The organism is Micromonospora sp. NPDC047644, assembly GCF_040704315.1.
Lineage (GTDB): Bacteria > Actinomycetota > Actinomycetes > Mycobacteriales > Micromonosporaceae > Micromonospora.
Genome location: NZ_JBEYSY010000017.1, coordinates 25,962 through 48,924, shown reverse-complemented (window position 1 = coordinate 48,924; position 22,963 = coordinate 25,962). Strand labels below are relative to the sequence as shown.

The following is a 22,963-nucleotide window of genomic DNA, read 5'->3' as shown; positions in this document are numbered from 1 at the left end:
CAACACCCCCAACCACCTGGAGTCCCCCATGCGTGACGTGGTCGAGATCGGGCTGGGCAAGACCGCGCAGCGCGGCTACCACCTGGACGACATCGCCATCGTGCCGAGCCGCCGTACCCGGGACGTCGACGACGTCTCGACGTCGTGGCAGCTTGACGCGTACCCGTTCGGCATTCCGTGCGTCGGCCACCCCTCCGACGCCACCATGAGCCCGGCGTCCGCGGTGCGGCTCGGTCAGCTCGGCGGCCTCGGCGTGCTCAACGTCGAAGGGCTCTGGACCCGCTACGAGAACCCGACCAAGGTGCTGGACGAGCTGGCCGGCCTCGACGAGGAGGCCCGTGCCACCAAGCGGCTCCAGGAGGTGTACGCCGAGCCGATCCGCCCGGACCTGATCGCCGAGCGGGTCCGCGAGCTGCGCGCCGGTGGCGGCACCGTGGCGGTGCGGGTCTCTCCGCAGCACACCCTCGCGCTGGCACCGGTGATCCTGGACGCCGGGGTGGACATCCTGGTCATCCAGGGCACCATCGTCTCGGCCGAGCACGTGTCGACCACCGATGAGCCGCTGAACCTCAAGGAGTTCATCGCCGACCTCGATCTGCCGGTGATCGTCGGTGGCTGCACCGACTACAAGACGGCGCTGCACCTGATGCGCACCGGCGCGGCCGGTGTGATCGTGGGCATCGGTGGCGACGAGTGGTCGACCACCGAGTCGGTGCTGGGCATCCGGGTGCCGATGGCCACCGCGATCGCCGACGCCGCGGCGGCCCGCCGGGACTACCTGGACGAGACCGGTGGCCGGTACGTGCACCTGATCGCCGACGGTGACATGCAGACCTCGGGTGACATCGCCAAGGCGCTCGGCTGCGGCGCGGACGCGGTGATGCTCGGTGAGCCGCTGTCGCTCTGCGAGGAGGCTCCTGCCGGTGGTGCCTGGTGGCACTCGGCGGCGAGCCACCCGTCGCTGCCCCGGGGCGCCTTCGAGGTCTCCGGTGAGCCGCTCGGGTCGATGGAGCAGTTGCTCTTCGGGCCGGCGGACGAGGCCGACGGCCAGCTCAACCTGTTCGGTGGGCTGCGTCGGGCGATGGCCAAGTGCGGTTACCGCGACCTGAAGGAGTTCCAGAAGGTCGGTCTGGTCCTCGACCGCTGACCCTTCCAGGACGACGACGAACGAAGGCCGGCCCGAGCACGGGCCGGCCTTCGTTCGCGTTCAGCCGACTGTCACTTCTCCACGTAGATGGTCAGGTCGGACATGTTGCGGTAGCTGGTCGCCGCGAAGTCGAGCGACTGGCCCTTGTTGTCCGCGCCGCCGGGGGCGGTGTCCATCTCCCAGTTGGCGTGGTGGAAGTTGCGCTCGCCGATGGTCTGGAAGAACTGCTGGAAGTTGAGGTCGCCGTCGCCCAGCGGGGTCATCTGGTACCCGTTGGGGACGCTGGTGTCCCGGTCGCCGTCCTTGGCGTGGAAGAGCGGGAACCGGGTGGTCCGGTCGGCCACGGTGAGGATCGGGTCGAACAGGTCGGTGACCTCCTGGCCGGCCGCGTTGACGTACTTCTGGTGCTTGTAGCGGGCCACGTAGGCCCAGTAGATGTCCAGCTCGAAGAAGACGTACCGCGGGTCGGTGATCTCGAAGAAGTATTCGAGCCGGCGGATGCCGGAGGACCGGGTCTGCCGGCCCTGCGCGTCGCGCGGGCCCCGGTCGATCAGGAAGTTGTACGCGGCGTCGTGGTTGTGCGTGTAGAGCCGCATGCCCCGGGCCTTGGCCTGCCTACCCAGCTCGTTCCAGATGTCGGCGGCGGCGTCCCACTCTGCCTTGTACGCGCTGCTGGTCGGGTCGCTGCCGGTGCCGATGTTCTTCATGCCGAGTTCCTCGGCGATGTCCAGCTGCTGCTGGAAGGTGGCCGGCTGGATGGTGGCGTGGGTGCCGTTGGCCACCAGGCCGTTGTCGTCGAGGATCTTGCGGATCTCGGCGGGGGTGATCTGCCGGCCCAGGATCTCGGTGCTCTGGGTGTAGCCGGCGAACTCGATCTCCTTGTAACCGATCTCGGCGAGTCGGGCGAGGACGCGCTCGAAGCCGTACGGCACCCCGCTGTCGTCGGGCGCGGCGGTGATCCGGTCGCGGACGCTGTAGAGGATGATGCCGCGGTTGCGGGCCGGGATCAGCGGCTCCACCCGTAGCTTGCTCGCGTTGCCGGGGTTGGCGAGCGCGGGGGTGCCGGTGGCGAGGACGGGTAGGCCGGCCGCGCCGATCGCGGCGGCGGCGCCGGCGGAGGCGGCGAGGAGGGATCGGCGGCTGAGCCGGCCGGTGGGGGTGGCGTCGGGGGCGGTGTGGTCTGGCATGGTTCCACCTTTCGCGACGGTGGTCGGGACCAGACACTAACGTCGGTCTAAGTCGAAAGAAAGTGAAGATCGATCATTACTTTCGTTTGTTCCAACGAAAGTAACTGATGATCGTCGATCCCGGCCGCGCGGCCCTCGATGCTGGCTAGGCTCGGCCTGAGCGGAGTGCCGCAGGAGGGGTGGGGATGGTCCGGACCGGACGGATACTGCGCGTCGCCGCGCTGACCTGCGCGATCGGGCTGGCCGTCACCGGTTGTACCGGCGACGACCGCGACGGCTTCCGGCCCGGCGCCGCCGACGTCGGCGACCCGTACGTGCCGGGGCACGGCAACGGCGGTTACGACGTCGGGCACTACGGCCTCGACGTGCGCTACGACCCGTCGACCGACCGGCTGACCGGTCGAGCCGTCGTCACGGCCACCGCCACCCAGGACCTGTCCCGATTCAACCTGGACCTGGTCGGCCTGGAGGTCCGCGCGGTCAGCGTGGGTGACGCGGCGGCCGAGCACCGGCGCGGCGACGGCGAGTTGGTGGTGACCCCCCGCGACGGGTTGCCGCGCGGCCGGCAGTTCACCGTGACCGTCGAGTACGAGGGCGTCCCCACGGCCGTGGACGACGGGGCGTTGGGCAGCGGTGGTTTCCTGCACACCGCCGACGGCGCGGTGGCGCTCGGCCAACCCGACTCGGCCGCCACCTGGTTCCCGGTGAACGACCACCCGTCGGACAAGGCCACCTACGACCTGGCGGTGACCGTCCCGGACGGCCTGGCCGCGCTGAGCAACGGCGTACCCGGGCCGAAGAGCAGCGCCGACGGCTGGACCACCTGGCGCTGGTCGGAGCGCGCCCCGATGGCCAGCTATCTGAGCACGCTCGTGATCGGTGACTACCGGGTGGTGACCGGCACGCACGCCGGTCGACCGCTGGTCACGGCGGTGGCCGCGAGCCTGCCGGCGACCGGCGGCGCGGCCACCTCGCTGGCCCGCACCGGCGCGATCGTCGACTTCCTGGCCAGCCGCTTCGGCCCGTACCCGTTCGACTCGTACGGCGGGATCGTGATCGCCGACGACCGGATCGGGTACGCGCTGGAGACCCAGTCCCGGCCGGTCTACGGGCCCGGCTTCTTCGCGGACGACCGGCCGAACCCGAGCGTCGTCGCGCACGAACTGGCGCACCAGTGGTTCGGCGACAGCGTGTCGCTGACCAGGTGGAGCGACATCTGGCTCAACGAGGGTTTCGCCAGCTACGCCGAGTGGCTGTGGGAGGAGCACGACGGCGGCCGGACCGCCCAGCGTAACTTCGAGATCCAGTACGCGGCGACCGACTGGACGCAGCCGTCGGTCGAGCCGGGCCGGGAGCAGATGTTCGGCACGGCCGTCTACAAGCGCGGGGCGCTCGCCGTGCACGCGTTGCGCCGGACCGTCGGTGACGACCTCTTCTTCCGCATCCTGCGTACCTGGACCAGCGAGCGGGCGGCGGGCAACGCGACAACGGCGGACCTCGTCGCGCTGGCCGAGCGGGTCGCCGGGCGGCAACTGCGTCCGCTCTTCGACGCCTGGCTGGTGGGTGGGTCGGCTCCCACACTGCCGTGACCCGGCCCCGCCGCCGGTGTCGATATGCTGCCGCCTGCGAACGGCGGGCAGGTGCCCGTTCGCGCGGGACTGCGGGGGCCGTGACCGGCCACCGCGCGGAAAGGGTGTGGGATGCGCGGGACGCGGCACCGACTGGGAGTGGCTGCCGGCCTGTTGGTGACCGGTGCGCTCGCACTGTCCGGATGCGACTCGGCGGACCCGGAGGCGGCCCCACCACCGAGCGCGTCCCCCTCGCCGGCGCGGACGTTCGCCGCCGGCGCCGCCGGGGTCGGCGACGCCTACTTCCCGACCTACGGCAACGGCGGCTACGACGTCGGGCGGTACACGGTGAAGGTGCGCTACGACCCGGCCAAGGACCAGTTGACGGGTACGACAACGGTGCGGGCCACCGCGACCACCGACCTGTCGTCGTTCAACCTCGACCTGGCCGGCCTGACCGTCAGCGCGGTGACGGTGGACGGCGCACCGGCGACCCACAGCCGCAACCGGAACGAGTTGGTGATCAAGCCGGCTTCCGGGCTGATCAACGGCAACGGGTTCGTCGCCGAGGTCACCTACGCGGGCAAGCCGAAGCCGCTGAAGAACGAGGCGCTGGGCGACGGTGGCTTCCTGCACACCGCCGACGGTGCCATCGCGCTGGGTCAGCCCGAGTCGGCCAGCACCTGGTTCCCGGTCAACGACCACCCGTCGGACAAGGCGGCCTACGACTTCGAGGTCACCGTTCCGGACGGCCTCACCGCGATCAGCAACGGCGTTCCCGGTGGGAAGACCAGCACGGGCGGTTGGACCACCTGGAAGTGGTCGGAGAAGTCGCCGATGGCCAGCTATCTGAGCACGCTGGTGATCGGCAAGTTCCGGATCACCACCGGTGAGCACAAGGGCCGCCCGGTCTACAACGCGGTCACCACCACCGAGCCCAAGGGGAACGCGGACGCGTCGATAGCGCAGACCGTCGCGGTGGCCGACTACCTGGAGAGTGTGTTCGGGCCGTACCCGTTCGACGCGTACGGCGCAGTGGTGATCTCCGACAGCCGGATCTCCTACGCCCTGGAGACGCAGAGCCGGCCGGTCTACGCGGCGAGCTTCTTCCGTCGGGGCGAGAACACCGAGGTCGTCGCCCACGAGCTGGCCCACCAGTGGTTCGGCGACAGCGTCGCGTTGGCCAGGTGGGAGGACATCTGGCTCAACGAGGGCTTCGCGACGTACGCGGAGTGGCTCTGGGCCGAGCACACCGGGGCGTACACCGCCAAGGAGGCGTTCGACAACCGGTACGCCAGCATGTCCGCGCGGGTGTGGCAGACACCGCCGGGCAAGCCGGGCGCGGAGAAACTGTTCAGCGAGTCGGTGTACCAGCGCGGTGGCATGACCCTGCACGCCCTGCGGGTCGCCGTCGGCGACAAGGCGTTCTTCGAGATCATCAAGACCTGGGCGGCGGAGAAGCGCGACGGCACCGCCACCACCGCCGAGTTCGTGGCCCTGGCCGAGCGGATCTCCGGCCAGCAGCTCGACGCGCTCTTCGACGCCTGGCTCTACGGCACGAAGAAGCCCGCCCAGCCCAAGCGGCTCTGAGCCGCGGTCAGTTCTTCACGACAAGTTTGGGGTGGGCGGCCAGGTAGGCGTCGGCGCGGCCGGCGCGCAGTTCGGTGAGGAACTTCCGGCCCTCGGTGGTGAGCTGTTCACCCCGGTAGGCGCTGCCCTTGCCCACGCCGGAACCCGGTAGGCCGACCAGCGTGAAACGGTTTTCCGGCAGGCCACTGAGGGCGTACGCGATGTCGACGATCCGGCGTCCGCCCACGTAGACGAGCGTGTCGCCCAGCGAGGAGACCACCTTGTCGACGCGCTCGGGTTGCTTGGCCAGGCCCTCGTCCAGGATCTTGCGGGTCATCGCCCGGATCAGTTGCTGCTGGTGGCGCTGCCGGGCGTAGTCACCGCCGGTGATGTAGCGCTGCCGCGCGTAGTCCAGCGCCTGCCAGCCGTTGAGGTGCATCTCGCCCTTCTCGTAGACCTGCTGCGGCCCCTTGTAGCCGCCCGGCGCGGGCTCCCGGTACTTGCCGTCCGGTCGGCGGTGCAGCGACTCGACCCGCTGGTCGATGTAGATGTCCACCCCGCCCAGGTCGTCGACCAGCCGGTCGAACCCGTTGAAGGTGAGCACCGCGCCGGCGTCGATGCGCAGCCCGGTGTAGCCGCTGACAGTGCTGCGCAGCAGTTCGTACCCCTGGGCGGTGCTCGGTTGTTTGGGTTTGCCCGGCACCCGGCTACCGAAGCTCATCGCGTGCGTGAGTTTGGTCTTGCCACCCTTGTAGCCGGCCTTCGGAAACGCCGGGATGTCCACCAGCAGGTCGCGGGGGAGCGAGAAGAGGTACGCCCGATCCAACCCCTTGGGTACGTGCAGCACCAGCACGGCGTCCGAGTGTGGCTCCCAACCGGGCACGCTGACCCGGGTGTCCACACCGACCAGCAGCAGGTTGAGCGGCCCGGTGATGTCCGCGCCCGGCGGTGGGCCGCTGGGGCTCGGCGTCGGCGTGCCGGCCGGCGACGGGGTCGGTGAGCCGGCCACCGGAGCGCCGCCCGGCTTGTCGTCGCCGGTCAGCCGGGTGACCACCACGGTGCCGGCCGCGATCAGGGCGACGACGGCGAGGGCCGCCAACCCCAGCAGCAGCCACCGTCGGCGCGGTGCCATCGACCCGAGAACCATCCTGGATTCCTCCCACCCGTCTGGTGAACAACGCTCCGACGGGTGCTCCGGGTTGCGGCCGGAAGGCGCCGGGTCGGTCGGCCGGAGCATGATCGCGCGAAAGGTGCCGCTGGCGCGAGCGCTACTCGCGAGTAATGATGCGTCCATGCGGTACGACGTGGTCGTCATCGGGTCCGGCTTCGGCGGCAGCGTCACCGCGCTCCGACTGGCCGAGAAGGGCTACTCGGTCGCGGTGCTGGAAGCCGGCCGCCGCTTCGCCGACGACGAGTTCCCGCGGACGTCCTGGCGGGTCCGCCGGTTCCTCTGGGCACCGAGGTTGGGCTGCTACGGCATCCAACGGCTCACCCTGCTCCGCCCGGCCGGTCGACGATCCGGCGGCGGGGTGCTGGTGCTCTCCGGCACCGGGGTGGGCGGCGGTTCGCTGGTCTACGCGAACACCCTCTACGAACCGCTGCCGGCCTTCTACGACGACCCGCAGTGGCGGGACATCACCGACTGGCGCGACGAGTTGGCCCACCACTACGACCAGGCGAAACGGGTGCTCGGGGTCACCACGTACCCGGTGCACACCGGCGCGGACCGTGCCATGCGCGCGGTGGCCGAGCGGATGGGGGTGGGGCACACCTTCCACGCCACCCCGGTGGGCGTGCACATCGGCCGGCCCGGCCAGCGGATCGCCGACCCGTACTTCGGCGGTGCCGGCCCGGACCGCACCGGCTGCCTGCACTGCGGCTCGTGCATGACCGGCTGCCGGCACGGGGCGAAGAACACCCTCGTCAAGAACTACCTCTGGCTCGCCGAACGGCTCGGGGTCACGGTCCGTCCGTTGACCACGGTGACCGCCGTCCGGCCCGCAGACGGCGGCGGGTACGAGGTGCGCACCGAACGCACCGGCGCCTGGCTGCGCAAGGGTCGCCAGGTCGTCCACGCCGACCAGGTGGTCTTCGCCGCCGGGGCGCTCGGCACCCAGCGACTGCTGCACGGAATGCGGGCCGACGGCGCGCTACCCGGGCTCTCGCCCCGCCTCGGTGAGCTGACCCGGACCAACTCGGAGGCGATCCTCGGTGCCTCGGTGCCCCGTCGACGGGCCCGGTCCGAGCGGTTGGACTACACCGAGGGGGTGGCCATCACCAGTTCGTTCCACCCGGACCCGCAGACACACGTCGAGCCGGTCCGCTACGGGCGGGGCTCCAACGCGATGGGGCTGCTCCAGTCGCTGCTGGTCGACGGCGGCCCGCACCGGGTGCGCCGCTGGCTGGGCAGCATCGTGCGGCAGCCGCGGTTGGCGGCGCGGATGCTGTCGGTACGCGGCTGGTCGGAACGGACGGTGATCGCCCTGGTCATGCAGTCCGTGGACAACTCGCTGACCACCCGGTGGCGGCGTGGCCCGCTCGGCGGCAGGTTGGTCACCGGCCCGGGCCACGGCGCGCCCAGCCCCACCTGGATCCCCGCCGGCAACACCGCGGCCCGAATGCTCGCCGACGAGATCGGCGGCAACCCCGGCGGCTCACTCACCGAACCGTTCGACATTCCGATGACCGCGCACATCCTGGGCGGGGCGGTCATCGGCGCCACCCCGGCCGACGGGGTGATCGACCCCTGGCACCGGGTGTACGGGCACGTCGGGCTGCACGTGGTCGACGGCGCGGCCGTCTCGGCCAACCTGGGCGTGAACCCGTCCCTGACGATCACCGCGCAGGCGGAACGGGCGATGTCCTTCTGGCCCAACAAGGGCGAAGAAGACCCCCGCCCGCCCCTGGGCACCCCGTACCGCCGCCTACCCCCCGTACCCCCCAAAAACCCGGCGGTCCCGCCGCACGCCCCCGGCGCGCTGCGACAGTGACCCGCCGCCACCTCCGCGATCTTGCACTTTCGGTCGTCGTTACGCGGCATTCGTGACCTTTGTCGGGGCAGAAAGTGCAAGATCGCGGGGAGAGTGGATTGCCGGCGAGCCGGTGCCGGCAGTGGCCGTGACTGTCGGTAGGCTTCGTGCACATGAGCCTGCCTCGCCCAGTCCTCGTGGTGGACTTCGGAGCCCAGTACGCCCAGCTCATCGCCCGCCGGGTCCGTGAGGCGAAGGTCTACTCCGAGATCGTGCCGCACTCGATGCCGATCGCCGAGATGCTGGCGAAGAACCCGGCCGCGATCATCCTGTCCGGCGGCCCGTCCAGCGTCTACGCCCCGGACGCGCCACAGATCGACGCGGGCGTGTTCAGCGCCGACGTGCCGGTCTTCGGCATCTGCTACGGCTTCCAGGCGATGGCCCAGGCGCTCGGCGGCACCGTCACCAGGACCGGCAACCGTGAGTACGGTGGCACCCCGCTGCGCCCCCGCCTCCTCGACCCCGGTGTGCTGCTCCGCGACCTGCCGGCGGACCTGCCGGTGTGGATGAGCCACGGCGACTGCGTCACCGAGGCGCCCGACGGCTTCACGGTGACCGCCGAGTCGGCGGGCGCGCCGGTCGCCGCCTTCGAGGACCTGGCCGGTCGCCGGGCCGGCGTGCAGTTCCACCCGGAGGTCGGGCACACCGCGCACGGCCAGGAGATGCTGACCCGCTTCCTCTACGACATCGCCGGCATCGAGCCGACCTGGACGCCCGAGAACATCATCGACGAGCAGGTCGCCCGGATCCGTGCCCAGATCGGCGACAAGGAGGTCATCTGCGGCCTCTCCGGCGGAGTCGACTCGGCGGTCGCCGCGGCGCTCGTGCACAAGGCCGTCGGTGACCAGCTCACCTGCGTCTTCGTCGACCACGGCCTGCTGCGCGCCGGCGAGGCCGAGCAGGTCGAGAAGGACTACGTCAGCGCCACCGGCATCAAGCTGAAGGTGGTCGACGCCACCGACCGGTTCCTCGGCGCGCTCGCCGGGGTGACCGACCCGGAGCAGAAGCGCAAGATCATCGGTCGCGAGTTCATCCGGGTCTTCGAGGCCGCGGCCCGCGAGATCGCCGCACACGGCGACGTCGAGTTCCTCGTCCAGGGCACGCTCTACCCCGACGTGGTGGAGTCCGGCGGCGGCACCGGCACCGCCAACATCAAGAGCCACCACAACGTGGGCGGCCTCCCGGAAGACCTGAAGTTCGCGCTGGTCGAGCCGCTGCGCACCCTGTTCAAGGACGAGGTCCGCACGCTCGGCCTCCAGTTGGGCCTGCCCGAGGCGATGGTCTGGCGGCACCCGTTCCCCGGCCCCGGCCTGGCCATCCGGATCATCGGTGCGGTCGACCAGCAGCGGCTCGACCTGCTCCGCCAGGCCGACCTGATCGCCCGCGAGGAGCTGACCGCCGCCGGCCTCGACCGGGGTGTCTGGCAGTTCCCCGTGGTGTTGCTGGCCGACGTGCGCAGCGTCGGTGTGCAGGGAGACGGGCGCAGCTACGGGCATCCCGTGGTGCTGCGCCCGGTCTCCAGCGAGGACGCGATGACCGCCGACTGGTCCCGGCTGCCCTACGACATCGTGGCCCGGATCTCCACCCGGATCACCAACGAGGTCGCCGAGGTCAACCGGGTGGTCCTGGACGTCACCAGCAAGCCGCCGGGCACCATCGAGTGGGAGTGAGCGCCGCTCAGGCCGCCGGCGGCGGGCTGGCCGCAGTCGCCGGCGGCGGGCTGGCCGCAGTCGCCGGCGGGTAGGGCGGCGTCGGGGCGTACCCCTGCGGTTGCCCGCCGGGCGCGGGTCCGGCGGTGGGCGGCGGGCCGTTCTGCGGCGCGGCGCCCGTGGTGTGCGGCCACGCCGGCGCGCCGCTGGGCTCCTCCGGCATCAGGAACCACATGATCGGGTACGCGAACAGCGCGAGCCCGCCGGTGAGCAGCCCGGTGACCGCGAAGATCACCCGGACCAGTGTGGGGTCGACGGCGAAGTACCGGCCGACGCCGCTGGCGACCCCGGCGACCATGCGGTCGGTGGTGGGTCGCCGGAGCTGCTTGTACGGGGCGTGGGGAGCGGTGGTCGATGTCATACCCCCACAGTCCGCGCTGGCGCCCCGCCCGCCCTCGGTGACCGCCCGGATCCTTACCCTGACCAATCCCTGACCGGGGCCGGATAGTCAGGAATCTGACTCTTTTCCGTTCCGGTAACCCGGCCCGGGGAGAATTTGCTCCCGTGACCACCTTGCTCAAGCCGCTCCGCAGGATCGCGGCATACGCAGTTTGTGCTGATTCAAGCGGCCGAGTCCTGCTGGTCCGCGCATCGGAGCGCTCCGGCACCCCCGGCGTGTGGTCCCTGCCCGGAGGGGCGGTCGACCACGGCGAGGACCCGAACCACACGGTCGTCCGCGAGACCGCCGCCGAAACCGGCCTCTCCGTCGCCGTCTCCGGCCTGGCCGACGTGCTCGCCGACATGCGGGCACTTCCCGACCGCGGCATCACCATCCACACCGACCGGCTGATCTACCGGGTGGCCGTGCGCGGTGGCACCCTCGCCGACCGGGTTGGTGAGCGCCCCACCGACCTGGCCCGGTGGTACACCCTCGACGAGGCGCGCGAGCTGCCGCTGCGCTCGTTCACCGCACGCGCTCTCGGGCTGCCCGCCTCCTCGGCCGACGTGGTGCCCGACGAGGCACCCGAGTTCCCCTCCTTCTACGCCGTGCCCGGCCCCGACGGGCTGCACCGGGCCCAGCGCTTCGCCGCGTACGCGGTCTGCACCGACCCCGCCGGTCGAGTGCTGCTCACCCGCATCTCCGACGGCTACCCCGGTGCCGGCTGCTGGCACCTGCCCGGCGGCGGCACCGACTACGGCGAACAGCCCGGCGCGGCCCTCATCCGGGAGCTGATCGAGGAAACCGGCCAGGCCGGCCGCCTCGTCGAACTGCTCGGCGTCGCGAGTCACCGCGACGCGGCCTCGCTCGGCCCCGAGGGTTACCCGATCGACTGGCACGGCGTACGCGCCTTCTACCGGGTCGTCGTCGACCAGCCCAACCCACTGACCGTGGCCGACGTCGGCGGCTCCACCTGCGAGGCCCGCTGGTTCGGCCGCGAGGAGTTGGGTGCCCTCCCCACCGACCGCCTCACCGAGGTGACCGCCGAAGCAGTCCAAGCCGCCCACCTCACCTGACCCCGACCACTCCGCGAGGAGCCTGCGCCGCGCCGTGCGCTCCCTGCGCCGCGCCGTGCCCCGCCCGCCGTGCGCCGTGCGCCGTGCGCCGCCCGCCGTGCGCCGTGCGCCGTGCCCCGCGCCGCGTGCTCGCTGCGCCACGCGCCGTGCGCCGCGTGCTCGCTGCGCCACGCGCCGTGCGCCCTGCAAGATCGTGCTTGAACCAGGATGTAGTGGCATCGGCAACTCGGCGAGGCCACTACATCCTGGATGTTGCGCGATCTTGAGCGTGGGGACGCCCCCGCTGAGGAGTTCCGCATGGGCGTCCCGGGCAGGGAGTCCCGGTTCCCTTGGCGCGGCCTGAAGTGTCGTCCCGCTTCGGTAAGCCCATGATCCACTCGGGTTCCTTGAAAACGCGGTATCCCGGGCGCCGGAATACCGCGCCTTCCGTGAACCTGAGTGGCGCGGTATTCCAGGCGCCGGAACACCGCGCCTTCCGTGAAGCCGAGTGGATCACCGTCGGTCTGGGCCCCGGCAGCGCGACTGAGCTTCACAATGAGGGCTGATGGAGGGCACGGACCAGGTCATGAAACGGGCTCAGGGTTCTTCGCGGGGCTGATCGGTCGCCGTCAAGGGCTGGCTACCGTGGCCTGGACGCGCCCGCTCGCCGACCTCTGCGGTCTCTCCGTGCGCTGCCTCGCGTTGATCATGAAGTTATTGTCGCAACGCGAGCGGGACGACGACAGCTTCTTGATCGACAGACGCGGGTGTGGAGCGGAGGCGAGCGAAGGTGCAATTCGTGCGGCGAGTCGGGGCGTACGGCCTCCTGCGGGACTCGGGCCGGGTCCTGCTGGTTCGGGACGGGGCGCAGGGGGAGTTTCCCGGGGTCTGGCGGTTGCCCGGCGGTGTCGTCGGGCACGCCGAGGATCCGGAGCGCGCCGTGAGCCGCCAGGTCGACGAGCAGGCCGGGTTGACGGTCGCGGTGACGCGACTACTCGCGGTGGTCGCCGATGTGGCCACCTTTCCGGAGGACGAGACCGCGCTGCACACCGACCGGCTGCTGTTCGACCTCAACGCGTTGCCCGACGGCGCGGAGCGGGAGAGTGCGCGGCCCGGGGGCGGGTCGCGCGGCGTCGAGGCTGGTCTGGTCGACCAGGCTCGCTGGCTTTCGCCGGCGGAGGTGAAGCGGTTGTCGCTGACCCCGTTCACCGCCGAGGCGCTCGGCCTGCCGGTCACCGCACTGCCGCCGGCGGCGCACCGGTCGCGGGACCTGTTGCCGCCGCAGCACCCCGACCGCCGGCTGCGCTTCGGGGCGTACGGGCTGGTCACCGATCCTGCTGGGCGGATCCTGCTCACCCAGATCGCGGAGGGCTACCCGGGGGCCGGTCTGTGGCATCTGCCCGGCGGGGGCACCGATCACGGCGAGCAGCCGACCACCGGGTTGCTGCGGGAGTTGGTCGAGGAGGGCGGGCAGGTGGGTCGGGTCGTGGAGCTCCTGGGCGTCAACAATCTGCACAACCCCGCCGCGCTGGGCCCGGAGGGTCGGCCTCTGGACTGGCACGGCGTACGGGTGATCTATCGGGTGCTGGTGGACGTACCCACCGACGCGGTGGTCACCGAGTCTGCCGGGGGGTCGACGGCGCGGGCGGGGTGGTTCACCCGTGAGGAGACGACTGAGCTGCCGTTGAGTGACATCGCTGCCGTGGCAATCGGACAGAGTGGCCGATAGCACGCCGCTCGGTGAGCCGAGTTGGTGACCCTCCGGTACAGTCAGAGGCGGGAATGATGGAGGAAACGGGCGATGAAGCCCGGGATGGGAACAAGCGAGCGGTTCGAGCGGTTTAAGCCAGATACAAGTACCGCCGGCAGCTATCGCCAAGCCATGTTCCCCTATGCGATGGTGTACTCCGCAAAACGGCTGCCGGGCCATGCAAGGTCCGGCACGAGACAGCCGGACACCCGCCACTCGGCGGTCAGCAGATCCGGTGATGGAGGAAACGTGCCGAGAGCCCCATGGCGCCGGCGTCGTACTACTGACAGTCCGCGCCCCGCAGGGCGTCGCTGGGCGGGCCGGTTGCGCCGCAGCAGCACGTTCGCCCGCCAGGTGCTGTTGGTCCGGGTCGGTCGCCGCGACGAGGACCTGCACCCGACCGACCTGGCCCCGACCGAGCACCGGTACGCCGATCGGCAGCGCCGTCGCTACGGCCTGGACCGGCTCAGCCGACCGACACTGGGCGTGGACCCGACACTGGGCCTGGACCGGGCCGACGTCGAGGCGGTCATGCCGGTCAGTCCGGCGATGCCCCCGATGACGCAGACCGGCGAGGCCCACACGATCCCGCTGCTCCCCGGCGAGCGCACCATCGCGCGCCGGATGAAGTTCGGCCTGGTCAACGCCTGCACGCTGGCCAGCCTGATGCTCGGCATGCTGGCCATCTTCCTGGCCATGCAGGGCGAGGTGCGCATGGCGGCGCTCTGCCTGATCGCGTGCGTCGGCTTCGACGGTCTGGACGGCGCGCTGGCCCGACGGCTCGGGGTGGCCAGTCCGTTCGGCGCGCAGATGGACTCACTGGCCGACATGTGCTCGTTCGGTCTCGCCGCGCCGGTGGTGGTCTACGCCTCGCTGGCCGGCTCCGTCTCCACGGCGGCGGCGGCGGTGGCGTGCGCCCTGGTCGCGGCGTGCGCCGCGATTCGACTGGCCCGTTTCAACGTCTCGCCGAAGGACGGCCGGTTCTTCTGCGGGGTGCCCACCACCATGGCCGCCGCGGTTCTTGCCGTGACAGTGGCGATCGGCCTGCCGGTGCCCGGTGCCGTGCTGGTCGCCGGGGTGGCGCTGCTCGCCTTCGCGATGGTGTCGAGCTTCCCGTACGCCAAGCTCGCCCGCCTGGTGAAGCTGCCGCCGTGGCTCTGGCTGGCCCCGGTGATCGGCGCGCTGGTCGACATCCGACTCACGTTCGCCCTGATCGTGGTGGGCTACCTGGTCAGCGGGCCGGTTCTCTGGCTGCGGCAACGTCGTACCGCTTGATCTGAACAGAAAGAACGGGGCGCCGCGGTCAGCGGCGCCCCGTTCTTCGTCTACGGGTCAGCGCCAGCGGGCGATGACCGTGGACCCGCCGAGCACCTTGTCGCCCGGCCCGACCAGCGGGTCGGCGGCCTCGGCGGGCAGGTAGACGTCGGTCCGGGAGCCGAACCGGATCAGTCCGAAGCGCTCGCCCCTGGCCAGCAGCGCGCCGATCGGCGCGCGCTGCACGATCCGGCGGGCGATCAGCCCGGTCCGCTGCGCGACCACCACGGTGCCGCGAGCGGTGTCCAGCACGGTGTACGCGGCGACGTTGTGCTCGGCGTCCGGCTTCATCGCGTTGACGAAGCCGCCGTCGGCGACGAAGTAGTCCACCACCTTGCCGGCGACCGGAGCGCGGTTGACGTGCACGTCCAGCACGGACAGGAAGACGGCGATCCGTAGCCACTCGCCGTCGCCGAAGCGCTCGTCGTGCAGCCGCTGCACCGACAGGACCTTGCCGTCCGCGCTGGCGACCACGGCGCTCGGGTCCTCCGGCACGTCCCGTTCGGGGTCCCGGAAGAACGCGGCGACCGGCCCGGCGGCCAGGGCCGGCAGCAGCCACAGCTTGGACGACGGGCGCGCCACCCGGGCCAGTGCCGCGAGGCCCAGTGCGATGCCCGCCGCCGCCACGCCGTTGGAGTCGATGTGCATCCCCCGGGTCACCGGCACGCTCGACGGCCGGTACGCGGGGGCCAGGCTGTCGGCGGCGGCCGGGCGGGCCGGGGTGAACCGCAGTCGGTAGACCCGCACCGGCGGCGAGTTACGCAGCACCAGATCGGCGCCGACGCCGTAGAGGGCGTCCTGTCGGGCCAGTTCGGCGGCGGCACCCTCGGTGCGGCCGGGGGTGGCGACGGTCGCCACGCTCAGCACCGCGCCGTCGGTGAGGTACTTGACCAACCCCTCGACGCCGCTGCGGGTGGCCTCGGCGGTGCCGGTGAACGCCTCAGCGGCGATGACGACCTCGGCGGCCTCGGCCTCGGCCAGCGAGTCGACGACGCTCACCCGGTCGGCCACCCAGCGGCCCTGGGCTGTGACGTGCTCGCTGAGCGCTGCGGCGCCGAACGGCTCGGCGGGCACCACGGTGAGCCGGTCACCGGGGAGCAGCGCGTCGACCGCCGCGGCCAGCACCGCGGATTCCGGGGTCACCCCGACCAGCAGGGCGGCCTTGGGGTCGTTGATCCGGGCCAGCTCGGCGACGAGGGTACGGGCGGCTCGCTCGCCGATGCGGACCGGACCGGACCGGCCGGTGGTACGCACGGCGGGGGACTGGGTCATGTCGGGCGGGCTCCTGACGGGGGTAGAGACGGGAATCGCGGCGGGACCGCCATGGGCGGGACGGGCCGGCCGGCGGAGGCGAGATCTCCACCAGCCAGCATATGCGTCCGTCCGCGCCGGCCGCACCGCCGTGGTGATGCGGTGGACCGACGCGGACGGATGCCCGGGGTCAGACCTGCCTGCGCGGACCCTCGCGCTCGTCACCCGGCTGGTCGCCGGTGGTCCCGACCGGCTCGTCGGACCGGGTCGGCTCGTCCCCCTCGGACGAGGCCGGGCGGGCGAGGTTCCCGATGGTCGGCTCGTCGTCTCCGTCGCCGGGAATGGGCTCGGTCGACGGCTCCGCCGGCGGATGTGCCAGCCAGGCCGGGTGAATCACGTCGGTGGTCGGCACGTTCTGCGCCCGTACCTCGGTGGTCGGCGTCTGCGACGTCGGGTCCGAGATGAGCGTCGGGTCCGAGATGAGCGTCGGGTCGGAGGAGGGAGTGTCCCAGGTGGACCGTTCGGCCTCCCAGACCGGCAGGGCGGCACCGGAGACGGACGCGCCGGAAACTGGTGAGCCGGAAACGGACGCGCCCGACACGGGTGCGGCGGCCTCGGCGGCGCCGGCCTCGGCAATGGGCTCCGGCTGATTCGGTCGAGCCGAGCGCAGCGCGCCGACCAGCCCGAAGACCCCGATCAGGATGAGCGCGCCGGCCAGGAACCAGCCGACCGGTGGCAGTGCGAGCCCGAGCAACTGGGCGAGCAGCCACCAGGCCGACAGCGCCAGGAACACGAGCCCGAAGGCGAACGACACCAGATCCGTGCGGTGAGCCTTCATCGGGTCACCTCCAGGTTGCCCGCATTGACATGAACGTAGAGGCGCAGGGTCCCGCCACCGGGCCCGTCCGCGCCGACGTCGGTGGATTCCCGCAGGCGGCCGTCCAGCCCGCCGGAACGGTTGCCGAAGATGTTGGCGTCGCCCGCGTTGACGTCGGCCACCGTGGTGACGTCCACGTTCGGCGGTACGACCACCGTCGCCTGGCCGAAGTTGACGGCCACTGTCACCTGGCTGTCCCGTTTCGCGAAGTTGATCCCGCGTAGGTCGAGCACGGCGTCACCGAAGCTGTTCTCGTACCGGTCCGCCAGGTCGCGGTGGTCGGTGGGTGCCCAGGTCACCGCGCCGTCGACCCCCCGGATCCGGTCGTACGACTCGGCGACGGTCGCCGTACCCAGCGCCGCCGCTGTCACCAGACCGAGGGCGATGAGCCAGCGCGCCCGCCCGAACCACGTGCCGACCAGCAGGCCCAGCGCGATGGTGGCCAGCGCGGCCGCGAAGTACGCCGAGGCGCTGACGGCGAAGACGTCCAGCAGGTCGAGCAGGGCGACCAGACCGAGTACCAGGAAGATCAGCGAGAAGGTCACCGCACCGAGCGGTGAGCGCTCCTTGGGGCGCTTCGGCGGCTTCGGTGGCTTGGCCGGACGAGGCGGGGCCGGGGGCGGCGACGCGTACGGGCCGTGCGGCGCGAACGGAGGGCGGAAACCGGAGGGCGGCGGGGCGGTCGGATGGCTGCCCGGCGCAGTGGGTGTGCTGCTCACCGGAGCGGATGGCCAGCCGACGCTGGGCATGGCGGTGCTCGGCCAGCCGGGCTGGGCGGCCGTGGTGCCGGCCGGTTGCCCGGACGTCGGGCCGACCCCGGACACCGGCTGCGTCGCGCTGGTCGGTGGCGCGTCGTACGCCGGGACGGTGACCGTGGGCGCCGGCCCCGTCGTCGCGGTGGCGTACTCCGGACCGGTGCCGAACATCGGCGGCGTCGCCGCCGGGCCGGTCGACGGCGCAGCGCCATACGACGGTGCGGGCCAGGTCACCGGTGGGACGACCGGACCGGCCGGGTTGCCGAACGGTACGGGCGGCGGACCACCCGGGGTGCCGGGCCGTGGGTTGCGGCCGTCCCGGTTGAGCAGGAGCGCGCCGGCGACCAGGATGGCCGCGCCGAGCAGCACCGCGCGGAAGGCGTCGGTGACGATGTACGCGAAGCTGGCCGCGACCAGGATGCCCAGGACGATCACCGTCACCGGGGACATGCTGGAGCGACCACGACCGAGCATGGACTCGACGGGGGACGCGGTGTCGCCCTCGTTCGGGATGATCAGCCAGGCGGCGACGTACACCAGGATGCCGATGCCCCCGAAGAACCCGAGCACCGCGAGCAGCACCCGCCAGAGCACCGGATCGGTGTTGGTGGCGCGCCCGATCGCCGCGCAGACACCCGCCAGGTACCGCCCCTCGCGCGGGCGGACCAGCCCGTACCGCGAGGTGAAGCCGGTGCCTCCCAGCGGCGGTGGCGGCGCGGACGCACCGGGACCACCCGGCCCCGGCGGCGTGCCGCCCGGGCCGTAGCCGGTGCCCGCCGCGAACCCCGGGCCCGGGCCGTGGCCCGCCGCGGGCGGCGTGTGGCCGCCGGCCGGCTCGCCGGGCACGGTGCCGGCGGTCGGGTCGGTGCCGGCGTGCGGACCGAAGGTGATGGGCTCGGTCCATTCGGCGGGCGTGGTGGGCGGGGGCGGTGCTGAACCGCCCGGCTGTGCCGACCCCGGTCGGGGTGGCGGGGCAGCTTCCTCGGTCATGCTTCGATCCTGCTGCCCGGTCCACCCGAACGACCTCAGGACCCGACCCTGACCCCACCCTGAGATCCGGCGGCCGGAATGTCGGGGGCGTCCCCGTGGTCGTGGACGCCGCAGCGTGTGACGATCGAGTCACCGACCTCGACCTGTCCGCCACCGTGACCAGGGAGCCTCCGATCAGCACCGTGACCTCGCCCCCGCGCCTGTATCGCGCCCCGGAGCACCGGATGGCCGCCGGCGTCGCCGCCGGTATCGCCGACCATCTCGGCATCTCGGTGCTGCGGGTGCGCGTCGCGTTCATGGTCCTGCTCGGGCTGAGCGGGCTCGGCCTGCTGCTCTACGCGGCCTTCTGGGCGGTGGTGCCGCTGCGTCCCGGTGACACCGCGGTGCCGCCCCGGCGGGACGTCGCCCAACTCCTGCCGTTCGTGGGGATCGGGCTCGGTGTCCTGTTGATCCAGGTGATGGTCTTCGACTCGGTCGGCGCGGCGGGCACCGCCGGTTGGTTGGTGGCCATCATCGCGGTCGGCGCCGGCGTCATCTGGCACCAGTCCGCGCCCGAGCGGCGGCGACAGTGGGGCGACGCGATGCCGGTGCCCTGGCTCGGCGCGGTCGTCGAGGAGAGCGACCGGCGGGCCTTCGTGCTCCGGTTCATCGGCGGGGGGATCCTGGTCGCGGTCGGCATCATCGGCGTCGCGGCCGTCTACTCCCCGGCGCAGAACTTCGACGCGGTGATCAACGGCGTGATCTTCGCGCTGGTCGGGCTGGCGGGCGTCGGCGTGGTCGCCGCGCCGGTGCTCTGGCGGACGTACAGCCAGCTCCGCTCGGAGCGCGAGGGGCGCATCCGCGAGCAGGAGCGGGCCGAGTTGGCCGCGATGGTGCACGACCAGGTGCTGCACACGTTGGCCCTGATCCAGCGCAACGCGGGTGACGTCAAGGCGGTGCAGCGGCTGGCCCGAGGGCAGGAGCGGTCCCTGCGCAACTGGCTCTACAAGCCGACCGCCTCGCCGAGCGAGCGCTTCGCCGCAGCCCTGGAGCAGGCCGCAGCCGAGGTCGAGGACACCTTCGCGATCAGCGTGGAGACGGTGGTGGTGGGGGACCGGGAGACCGACGAGAAGGTCGGGGCGATCGTCGCGGCCGCGCGTGAGGCGTTGGTGAACGCCGCCCGACACGCCGGCGTGCTGACCGTCTCGCTCTACGCCGAGGTGGAGCCGGATCAGGTAAGCGTCTTCGTCCGGGACCGAGGGAAGGGCTTCGACCCCGATACGGTGGAGGACCACCGGCACGGCGTCAGCGGCTCGATCATCGGGCGAATGAAGCGGCACGGCGGACGGGCCGAGATCCGGTCCGGCCCGGGGGAGGGGACCGAGGTCCGGTTGATCCTGCCGATCTCCCGGGACTCGTCCGCAGCGGAGAGGACCAGATGACCATGGCCGAGCAGCCGACCGAGCACGTCGACCCGGCGAACGCCCGCCCCGAGCGGCTGCGGGTGTTCCTGGTGGACGACCACGCGATGTTCCGTGCCGGGGTACGCGCGGAGTTGGGCGCCCACGTCGAGGTGGTGGGCGAGGCGAGCACGGTGGCCGAGGCGGTCACCCGGATCGCCGCCGTCGGCCCGGACGTAGTGCTGCTGGACGTGCACATGCCCGATGGCGGTGGTCGCGCGGTGCTGGAGGCGATGCGGCGTACGCACCCGCAGGTCAAGTTCCTCGCGTTGAGCGTCTCCGACGCGGCGGAGGACGTGATCGGGCTGATCCGTGCCGGTGCCCGCGGGTACGTCACCAAGACCATCTCCCCGGACGAGCTGGCTGCCGCGATCCGGCGGGTGGCCGACGGGGACGCGGTGTTTAGCCCACGGCTGGCCGGGTTCGTGCTGGACGCCTTCGCGGCCCGTCCGGATGCGCCGGTGGCCGACCCGGAACTGGACCAGCTCACGAACCGCGAGCGGGAGGTGCTGCGGCTGCTGGCCCGGGGGTACGCGTACAAGGAGATCGCCAAGGAGCTGTTCATCTCCATCAAGACCGTGGAGACGCACGTGTCGAACGTGCTGCGCAAGCTTCAGATGTCCAATCGCTACGAGCTCTCCCGCTGGGCGGCGGACCGCCGGCTCGTGTGACGGCGCGTCGACACCGCCGGAGACCAGCGCCGACACCGCCGGAGATCAGAGAAACCGCCGGCGCGCCCTCGTACGCCCAGCCGATGATCGTGTCCGGGTAGCCGTAGGGGCCCTCATCCGGATGGGTCGAAACATGAGTGGTGACGCACGTCCCATCGGGCCGAGTGGCCGTGGGGCGTGCGCGCCCGCTGGGGCCGGGTTGCCAGGCGGGCGCAACGTATTTCCTGCTCAGTGCCGCCTGCGTCGACCGTTTTATGATCATTTTTCAAGTATCGGCAACGTGGCGGGCAACTAACGGCTTGATAACGGCACCTTCACGGAAGAGGCCAGTGGGTGTCACAGTGGCAGCACCTCACCATCGGTGTGTGGCACTCCGTACGCCCCACGACCACGATCCTGCCGATCTCGGCGGCCCGTGGCTGTGTCGATTGCGTCGTGTCACGCCTCGTTGGCGGGGAGCCCGGCGGATCGGAACATCAGGGGTGTCCCCAACTTCCCTGTGGTCCCGGCGACCCGCGCCCCGGGGTGGTCGGGCGGTGTCACCCCCAAACGTGCGTGAAACCCACGACGGAACCTGGTTAGAAAGAGGAGGCCCCTCGGAATGAGAGTCTCGAAGCGGGCGACGAGCGCCATCGCGCTCAGCGCGGCTGCCGCGCTTGTCGCGAGCGGTTGCTCGAGCGGCGGCAGCGACGACAATGCCGCCAGCACGGATGGCTCGATCGTTGTTCACGGCGTCCAGCCGGAGAACCCGCTGGTCCCGTCGAACACCACGGAGACCGGTGGCGGCAAGATCATCGACTGGCTGTTCACCGGCCTGGTCGAGTACCCGAACGACGGTGGGGCCCCGCGTAACGCGCTGGCCGAGTCCATCAACACCACGGACTCCAAGGTCTTCACGATCAAGATCAAGGCCGGTACCAAGTTCCACGACGGTACCGAGGTCAAGGCGAAGAACTTCGTCGACGCCTGGAACTGGGCCGCCTACTCGCCGAACGGTGCGCAGAACGGCACCTTCTTCGCGGACATCGCGGGCTTCGACCAGACCTACACCACGGACCCGGACGGCGCGGACGGCCCGAAGAAGGCCCCGGCCCCGACGGCCGACAAGCTTTCCGGCCTGAAGGTCATCGACGACCAGACCTTCGAGGTCACCCTGGCGGCGCCGACCGCGGTCTTCCCGACCAAGCTCGGCTACAGCGCCTTCATGCCGCTGCCGGACGTGTTCTTCACCATGAAGCCGGAAGAGTTCGGCAAGACGAAGCCGATCGGCAACGGCCCGGTGAAGTTCGTGTCCTGGGAGGACAACTCCCTCATCAAGCTGACGCGCTTCGACGACTACAATCTTCGCGACAAGATGAAGATCAAGGACGTCGACGTCAAGCTGTACCAGGACGACAACGCCGCCTACGCCGACCTGCTGGCCAACAACCTCGACTTCATGGAGGTTGTCCCCACCTCGGCGCTCGCCGGTGACAAGTGGAAGACCGACCTCGCTGACCGGGGCCGCTCGACCGTCACGCCGTCGACCGCGTTCATCGCGTTCCCGATCTACGACAAGCGCTTCGCGAACCCGAAGCTGCGTCGTGCGGTGTCGCTGGCGGTCAACCGGCAGGAGATCTCGGACAAGATCTTCTTCGGTACCCGCAAGCCGGCCGACAGCTGGGCCAACCCGCTGACCCCGGGCGCCAAGCCGGGTAACTGCACCGCCTGCAAGTTCGACCCGGAGACGGCCAAGACGCTGCTCGCCGAGGCCGGCGGCTTCACCGGTGAGATGGTCTTCTACTACAACGCGGACTCCGCCCACAAGGACTGGATGGACGCCGTCGCGCAGCAGATCAAGACCAACCTCAACATCAACGCTCGGGCCGAGGGTGTGCCGACCTTCGCGGTGTTCCGCCAGAACATCAACGCCCACAAGATGACCGGCCCGTACCGCGCCGCCTGGCAGCAGGACTACCCGGACGTGGAGAACTGGGTCAACCCGCTCTTCGTGACCAACGGCTCCTCGAACGACGGCCTCTACAGCAACCCCGAGGTCGACGCCCTTGCCAAGCAGGCCAGCGGCGCTCCGAGCCTGGAGGCCTCGCACGAGGCGTTCGCCAAGGCGGTCGAGAAGGTCGACCAGGACGTTCCGAGCATCCCGGTCTACTTCTACGGTCAGCAGTCCGGCCACTCGGAGAAGATCAAGAAGCTCGAGCTGAACAACGTCGGCGAGATCGACATCACCTCGGTCGAGCTCTGATCCGAACGGTCTGACCCCGGGTCGGGCTCGC

Annotated in this window: 16 protein-coding genes and 1 pseudogene; 11 read left to right on the top strand and 6 right to left on the bottom strand. The window is 71.3% G+C overall.

Going from position 1 to position 22,963, the window contains the following annotated elements:
- Positions 1-28 precede the first annotated feature (28 nt).
- Complete coding sequence (locus AB0877_RS25835) at positions 29-1,147, top strand: GuaB3 family IMP dehydrogenase-related protein (protein ID WP_366612083.1); 1,119 nt, start codon at positions 29-31, stop codon at positions 1,145-1,147.
- A gap of 71 nt (positions 1,148-1,218) precedes the next feature.
- On the opposite strand, the gene AB0877_RS25830 is transcribed toward AB0877_RS25835, so the two are convergent.
- Positions 1,219-2,334: a sugar phosphate isomerase/epimerase gene (locus AB0877_RS25830; protein ID WP_366612082.1), complete on the bottom strand. Its 1,116-nt coding sequence runs from the start codon at positions 2,332-2,334 to the stop codon at positions 1,219-1,221.
- A 185-nt stretch (positions 2,335-2,519) separates the two neighbouring features.
- On the opposite strand from AB0877_RS25830, the gene AB0877_RS25825 reads away from it, so the two are divergent.
- Positions 2,520-3,923, top strand: coding sequence for a M1 family metallopeptidase (locus AB0877_RS25825; RefSeq protein ID WP_366612080.1), 1,404 nt, complete (start codon positions 2,520-2,522; stop codon positions 3,921-3,923).
- A gap of 111 nt (positions 3,924-4,034) precedes the next feature.
- Positions 4,035-5,492 (top strand): M1 family metallopeptidase, encoded by a 1,458-nt coding sequence (locus AB0877_RS25820; RefSeq protein WP_366612078.1) that lies wholly within the window; start codon positions 4,035-4,037, stop codon positions 5,490-5,492.
- A gap of 7 nt (positions 5,493-5,499) precedes the next feature.
- On the opposite strand, the gene AB0877_RS25815 is transcribed toward AB0877_RS25820, so the two are convergent.
- Positions 5,500-6,618 (bottom strand): LCP family protein, encoded by a 1,119-nt coding sequence (locus AB0877_RS25815; RefSeq protein WP_366612077.1) that lies wholly within the window; start codon positions 6,616-6,618, stop codon positions 5,500-5,502.
- Between the two features lie 145 nt (positions 6,619-6,763).
- Here AB0877_RS25815 and AB0877_RS25810 point away from each other — a divergent pair, with 145 nt between their 5' ends.
- Both AB0877_RS25810 and guaA read left to right on the top strand, forming a co-directional pair.
- On the top strand, positions 6,764-8,461 hold the full coding sequence (locus AB0877_RS25810) for a GMC family oxidoreductase (RefSeq protein WP_366612075.1): 1,698 nt from the start codon (positions 6,764-6,766) through the stop codon (positions 8,459-8,461).
- A gap of 152 nt (positions 8,462-8,613) precedes the next feature.
- A complete protein-coding gene (gene guaA / locus AB0877_RS25805; RefSeq protein ID WP_366612074.1) occupies positions 8,614-10,170 on the top strand; it encodes a glutamine-hydrolyzing GMP synthase in 1,557 nt (518 codons plus the stop codon).
- Between the two features lie 7 nt (positions 10,171-10,177).
- Here guaA and AB0877_RS25800 read toward each other — a convergent pair whose 3' ends face one another.
- A complete protein-coding gene (locus AB0877_RS25800) occupies positions 10,178-10,570 on the bottom strand; it encodes a PspC domain-containing protein (RefSeq protein ID WP_366612073.1) in 393 nt (130 codons plus the stop codon).
- 143 nt (positions 10,571-10,713) lie between these two features.
- Between AB0877_RS25800 and AB0877_RS25795 the strand changes: the two genes are divergently transcribed.
- The 3 genes from AB0877_RS25795 to AB0877_RS25785 all read left to right on the top strand — a co-directional run bounded on the left by AB0877_RS25795 (position 10,714) and on the right by AB0877_RS25785 (position 14,668).
- Positions 10,714-11,664 carry an NUDIX domain-containing protein gene (locus tag AB0877_RS25795; RefSeq protein WP_366612072.1) on the top strand — a complete coding sequence of 317 codons (951 nt, stop codon included), beginning with the start codon at positions 10,714-10,716 and terminating at the stop codon, positions 11,662-11,664.
- 769 nt (positions 11,665-12,433) lie between these two features.
- The gene (locus AB0877_RS25790) at positions 12,434-13,372 is read left to right on the top strand and encodes an NUDIX domain-containing protein (protein ID WP_366612070.1); all 939 of its coding nucleotides are present in this window, start codon (positions 12,434-12,436) and stop codon (positions 13,370-13,372) included.
- Positions 13,373-13,717: 345 nt separating this feature from the next.
- The gene (locus tag AB0877_RS25785; RefSeq protein WP_366612069.1) at positions 13,718-14,668 is read left to right on the top strand and encodes a CDP-alcohol phosphatidyltransferase family protein; all 951 of its coding nucleotides are present in this window, start codon (positions 13,718-13,720) and stop codon (positions 14,666-14,668) included.
- 57 nt (positions 14,669-14,725) lie between these two features.
- Here the strand turns inward: AB0877_RS25785 and AB0877_RS25780 are convergent, their stop codons facing one another.
- From AB0877_RS25780 to AB0877_RS25770, 3 genes and pseudogenes are all read right to left on the bottom strand, one after another.
- Complete coding sequence (locus tag AB0877_RS25780; RefSeq protein WP_366612068.1) at positions 14,726-15,979, bottom strand: phosphatidylserine decarboxylase; 1,254 nt, start codon at positions 15,977-15,979, stop codon at positions 14,726-14,728.
- A 634-nt stretch (positions 15,980-16,613) separates the two neighbouring features.
- A pseudogene (locus AB0877_RS25775) lies at positions 16,614-16,796 on the bottom strand (hypothetical protein); the annotation flags it as partial.
- Positions 16,793-18,580 (bottom strand): PspC domain-containing protein, encoded by a 1,788-nt coding sequence (locus AB0877_RS25770; RefSeq protein WP_366612066.1) that lies wholly within the window; start codon positions 18,578-18,580, stop codon positions 16,793-16,795. The gene AB0877_RS25770 and the pseudogene AB0877_RS25775, both read right to left, overlap by 4 nt.
- A 155-nt stretch (positions 18,581-18,735) precedes the next feature.
- Here AB0877_RS25770 and AB0877_RS25765 point away from each other — a divergent pair, with 155 nt between their 5' ends.
- The 3 genes from AB0877_RS25765 (at position 18,736) to AB0877_RS25755 (ending at position 22,932) form a co-directional block, all read left to right on the top strand.
- Complete coding sequence (locus AB0877_RS25765) at positions 18,736-20,001, top strand: PspC domain-containing protein (RefSeq protein ID WP_366612200.1); 1,266 nt, start codon at positions 18,736-18,738, stop codon at positions 19,999-20,001.
- Between the two features lie 2 nt (positions 20,002-20,003).
- On the top strand, positions 20,004-20,690 hold the full coding sequence (locus AB0877_RS25760; RefSeq protein WP_366612199.1) for a response regulator transcription factor: 687 nt from the start codon (positions 20,004-20,006) through the stop codon (positions 20,688-20,690).
- Between the two features lie 601 nt (positions 20,691-21,291).
- Entirely contained in the window at positions 21,292-22,932 is a 1,641-nt protein-coding gene (locus AB0877_RS25755; protein ID WP_366612064.1) for an ABC transporter substrate-binding protein, read from the top strand.
- Positions 22,933-22,963: the final 31 nt, after the last annotated feature.

Excerpts from the sequence above, each read along its gene's own strand:
- AB0877_RS25830 (WP_366612082.1), bottom strand. The coding sequence starts at position 2,334 with ATGCCAGACCACACCGCCCCCGACGCCACCCCCACCGGCCGGCTCAGC.
- AB0877_RS25755 (WP_366612064.1), top strand. The coding sequence starts at position 21,292 with ATGAGAGTCTCGAAGCGGGCGACGAGCGCCATCGCGCTCAGCGCGGCT.
- AB0877_RS25835 (WP_366612083.1), top strand. The coding sequence starts at position 29 with ATGCGTGACGTGGTCGAGATCGGGCTGGGCAAGACCGCGCAGCGCGGC.
- AB0877_RS25820 (WP_366612078.1), top strand. The coding sequence starts at position 4,035 with ATGCGCGGGACGCGGCACCGACTGGGAGTGGCTGCCGGCCTGTTGGTG.
- AB0877_RS25760 (WP_366612199.1), top strand. The coding sequence starts at position 20,004 with ATGGCCGAGCAGCCGACCGAGCACGTCGACCCGGCGAACGCCCGCCCC.
- AB0877_RS25815 (WP_366612077.1), bottom strand. The coding sequence starts at position 6,618 with ATGGTTCTCGGGTCGATGGCACCGCGCCGACGGTGGCTGCTGCTGGGG.
- guaA (WP_366612074.1), top strand. The coding sequence starts at position 8,614 with ATGAGCCTGCCTCGCCCAGTCCTCGTGGTGGACTTCGGAGCCCAGTAC.
- AB0877_RS25780 (WP_366612068.1), bottom strand. The coding sequence starts at position 15,979 with ATGACCCAGTCCCCCGCCGTGCGTACCACCGGCCGGTCCGGTCCGGTC.
- AB0877_RS25770 (WP_366612066.1), bottom strand. The coding sequence starts at position 18,580 with ATGACCGAGGAAGCTGCCCCGCCACCCCGACCGGGGTCGGCACAGCCG.
- AB0877_RS25810 (WP_366612075.1), top strand. The coding sequence starts at position 6,764 with ATGCGGTACGACGTGGTCGTCATCGGGTCCGGCTTCGGCGGCAGCGTC.
- AB0877_RS25800 (WP_366612073.1), bottom strand. The coding sequence starts at position 10,570 with ATGACATCGACCACCGCTCCCCACGCCCCGTACAAGCAGCTCCGGCGA.
- AB0877_RS25825 (WP_366612080.1), top strand. The coding sequence starts at position 2,520 with ATGGTCCGGACCGGACGGATACTGCGCGTCGCCGCGCTGACCTGCGCG.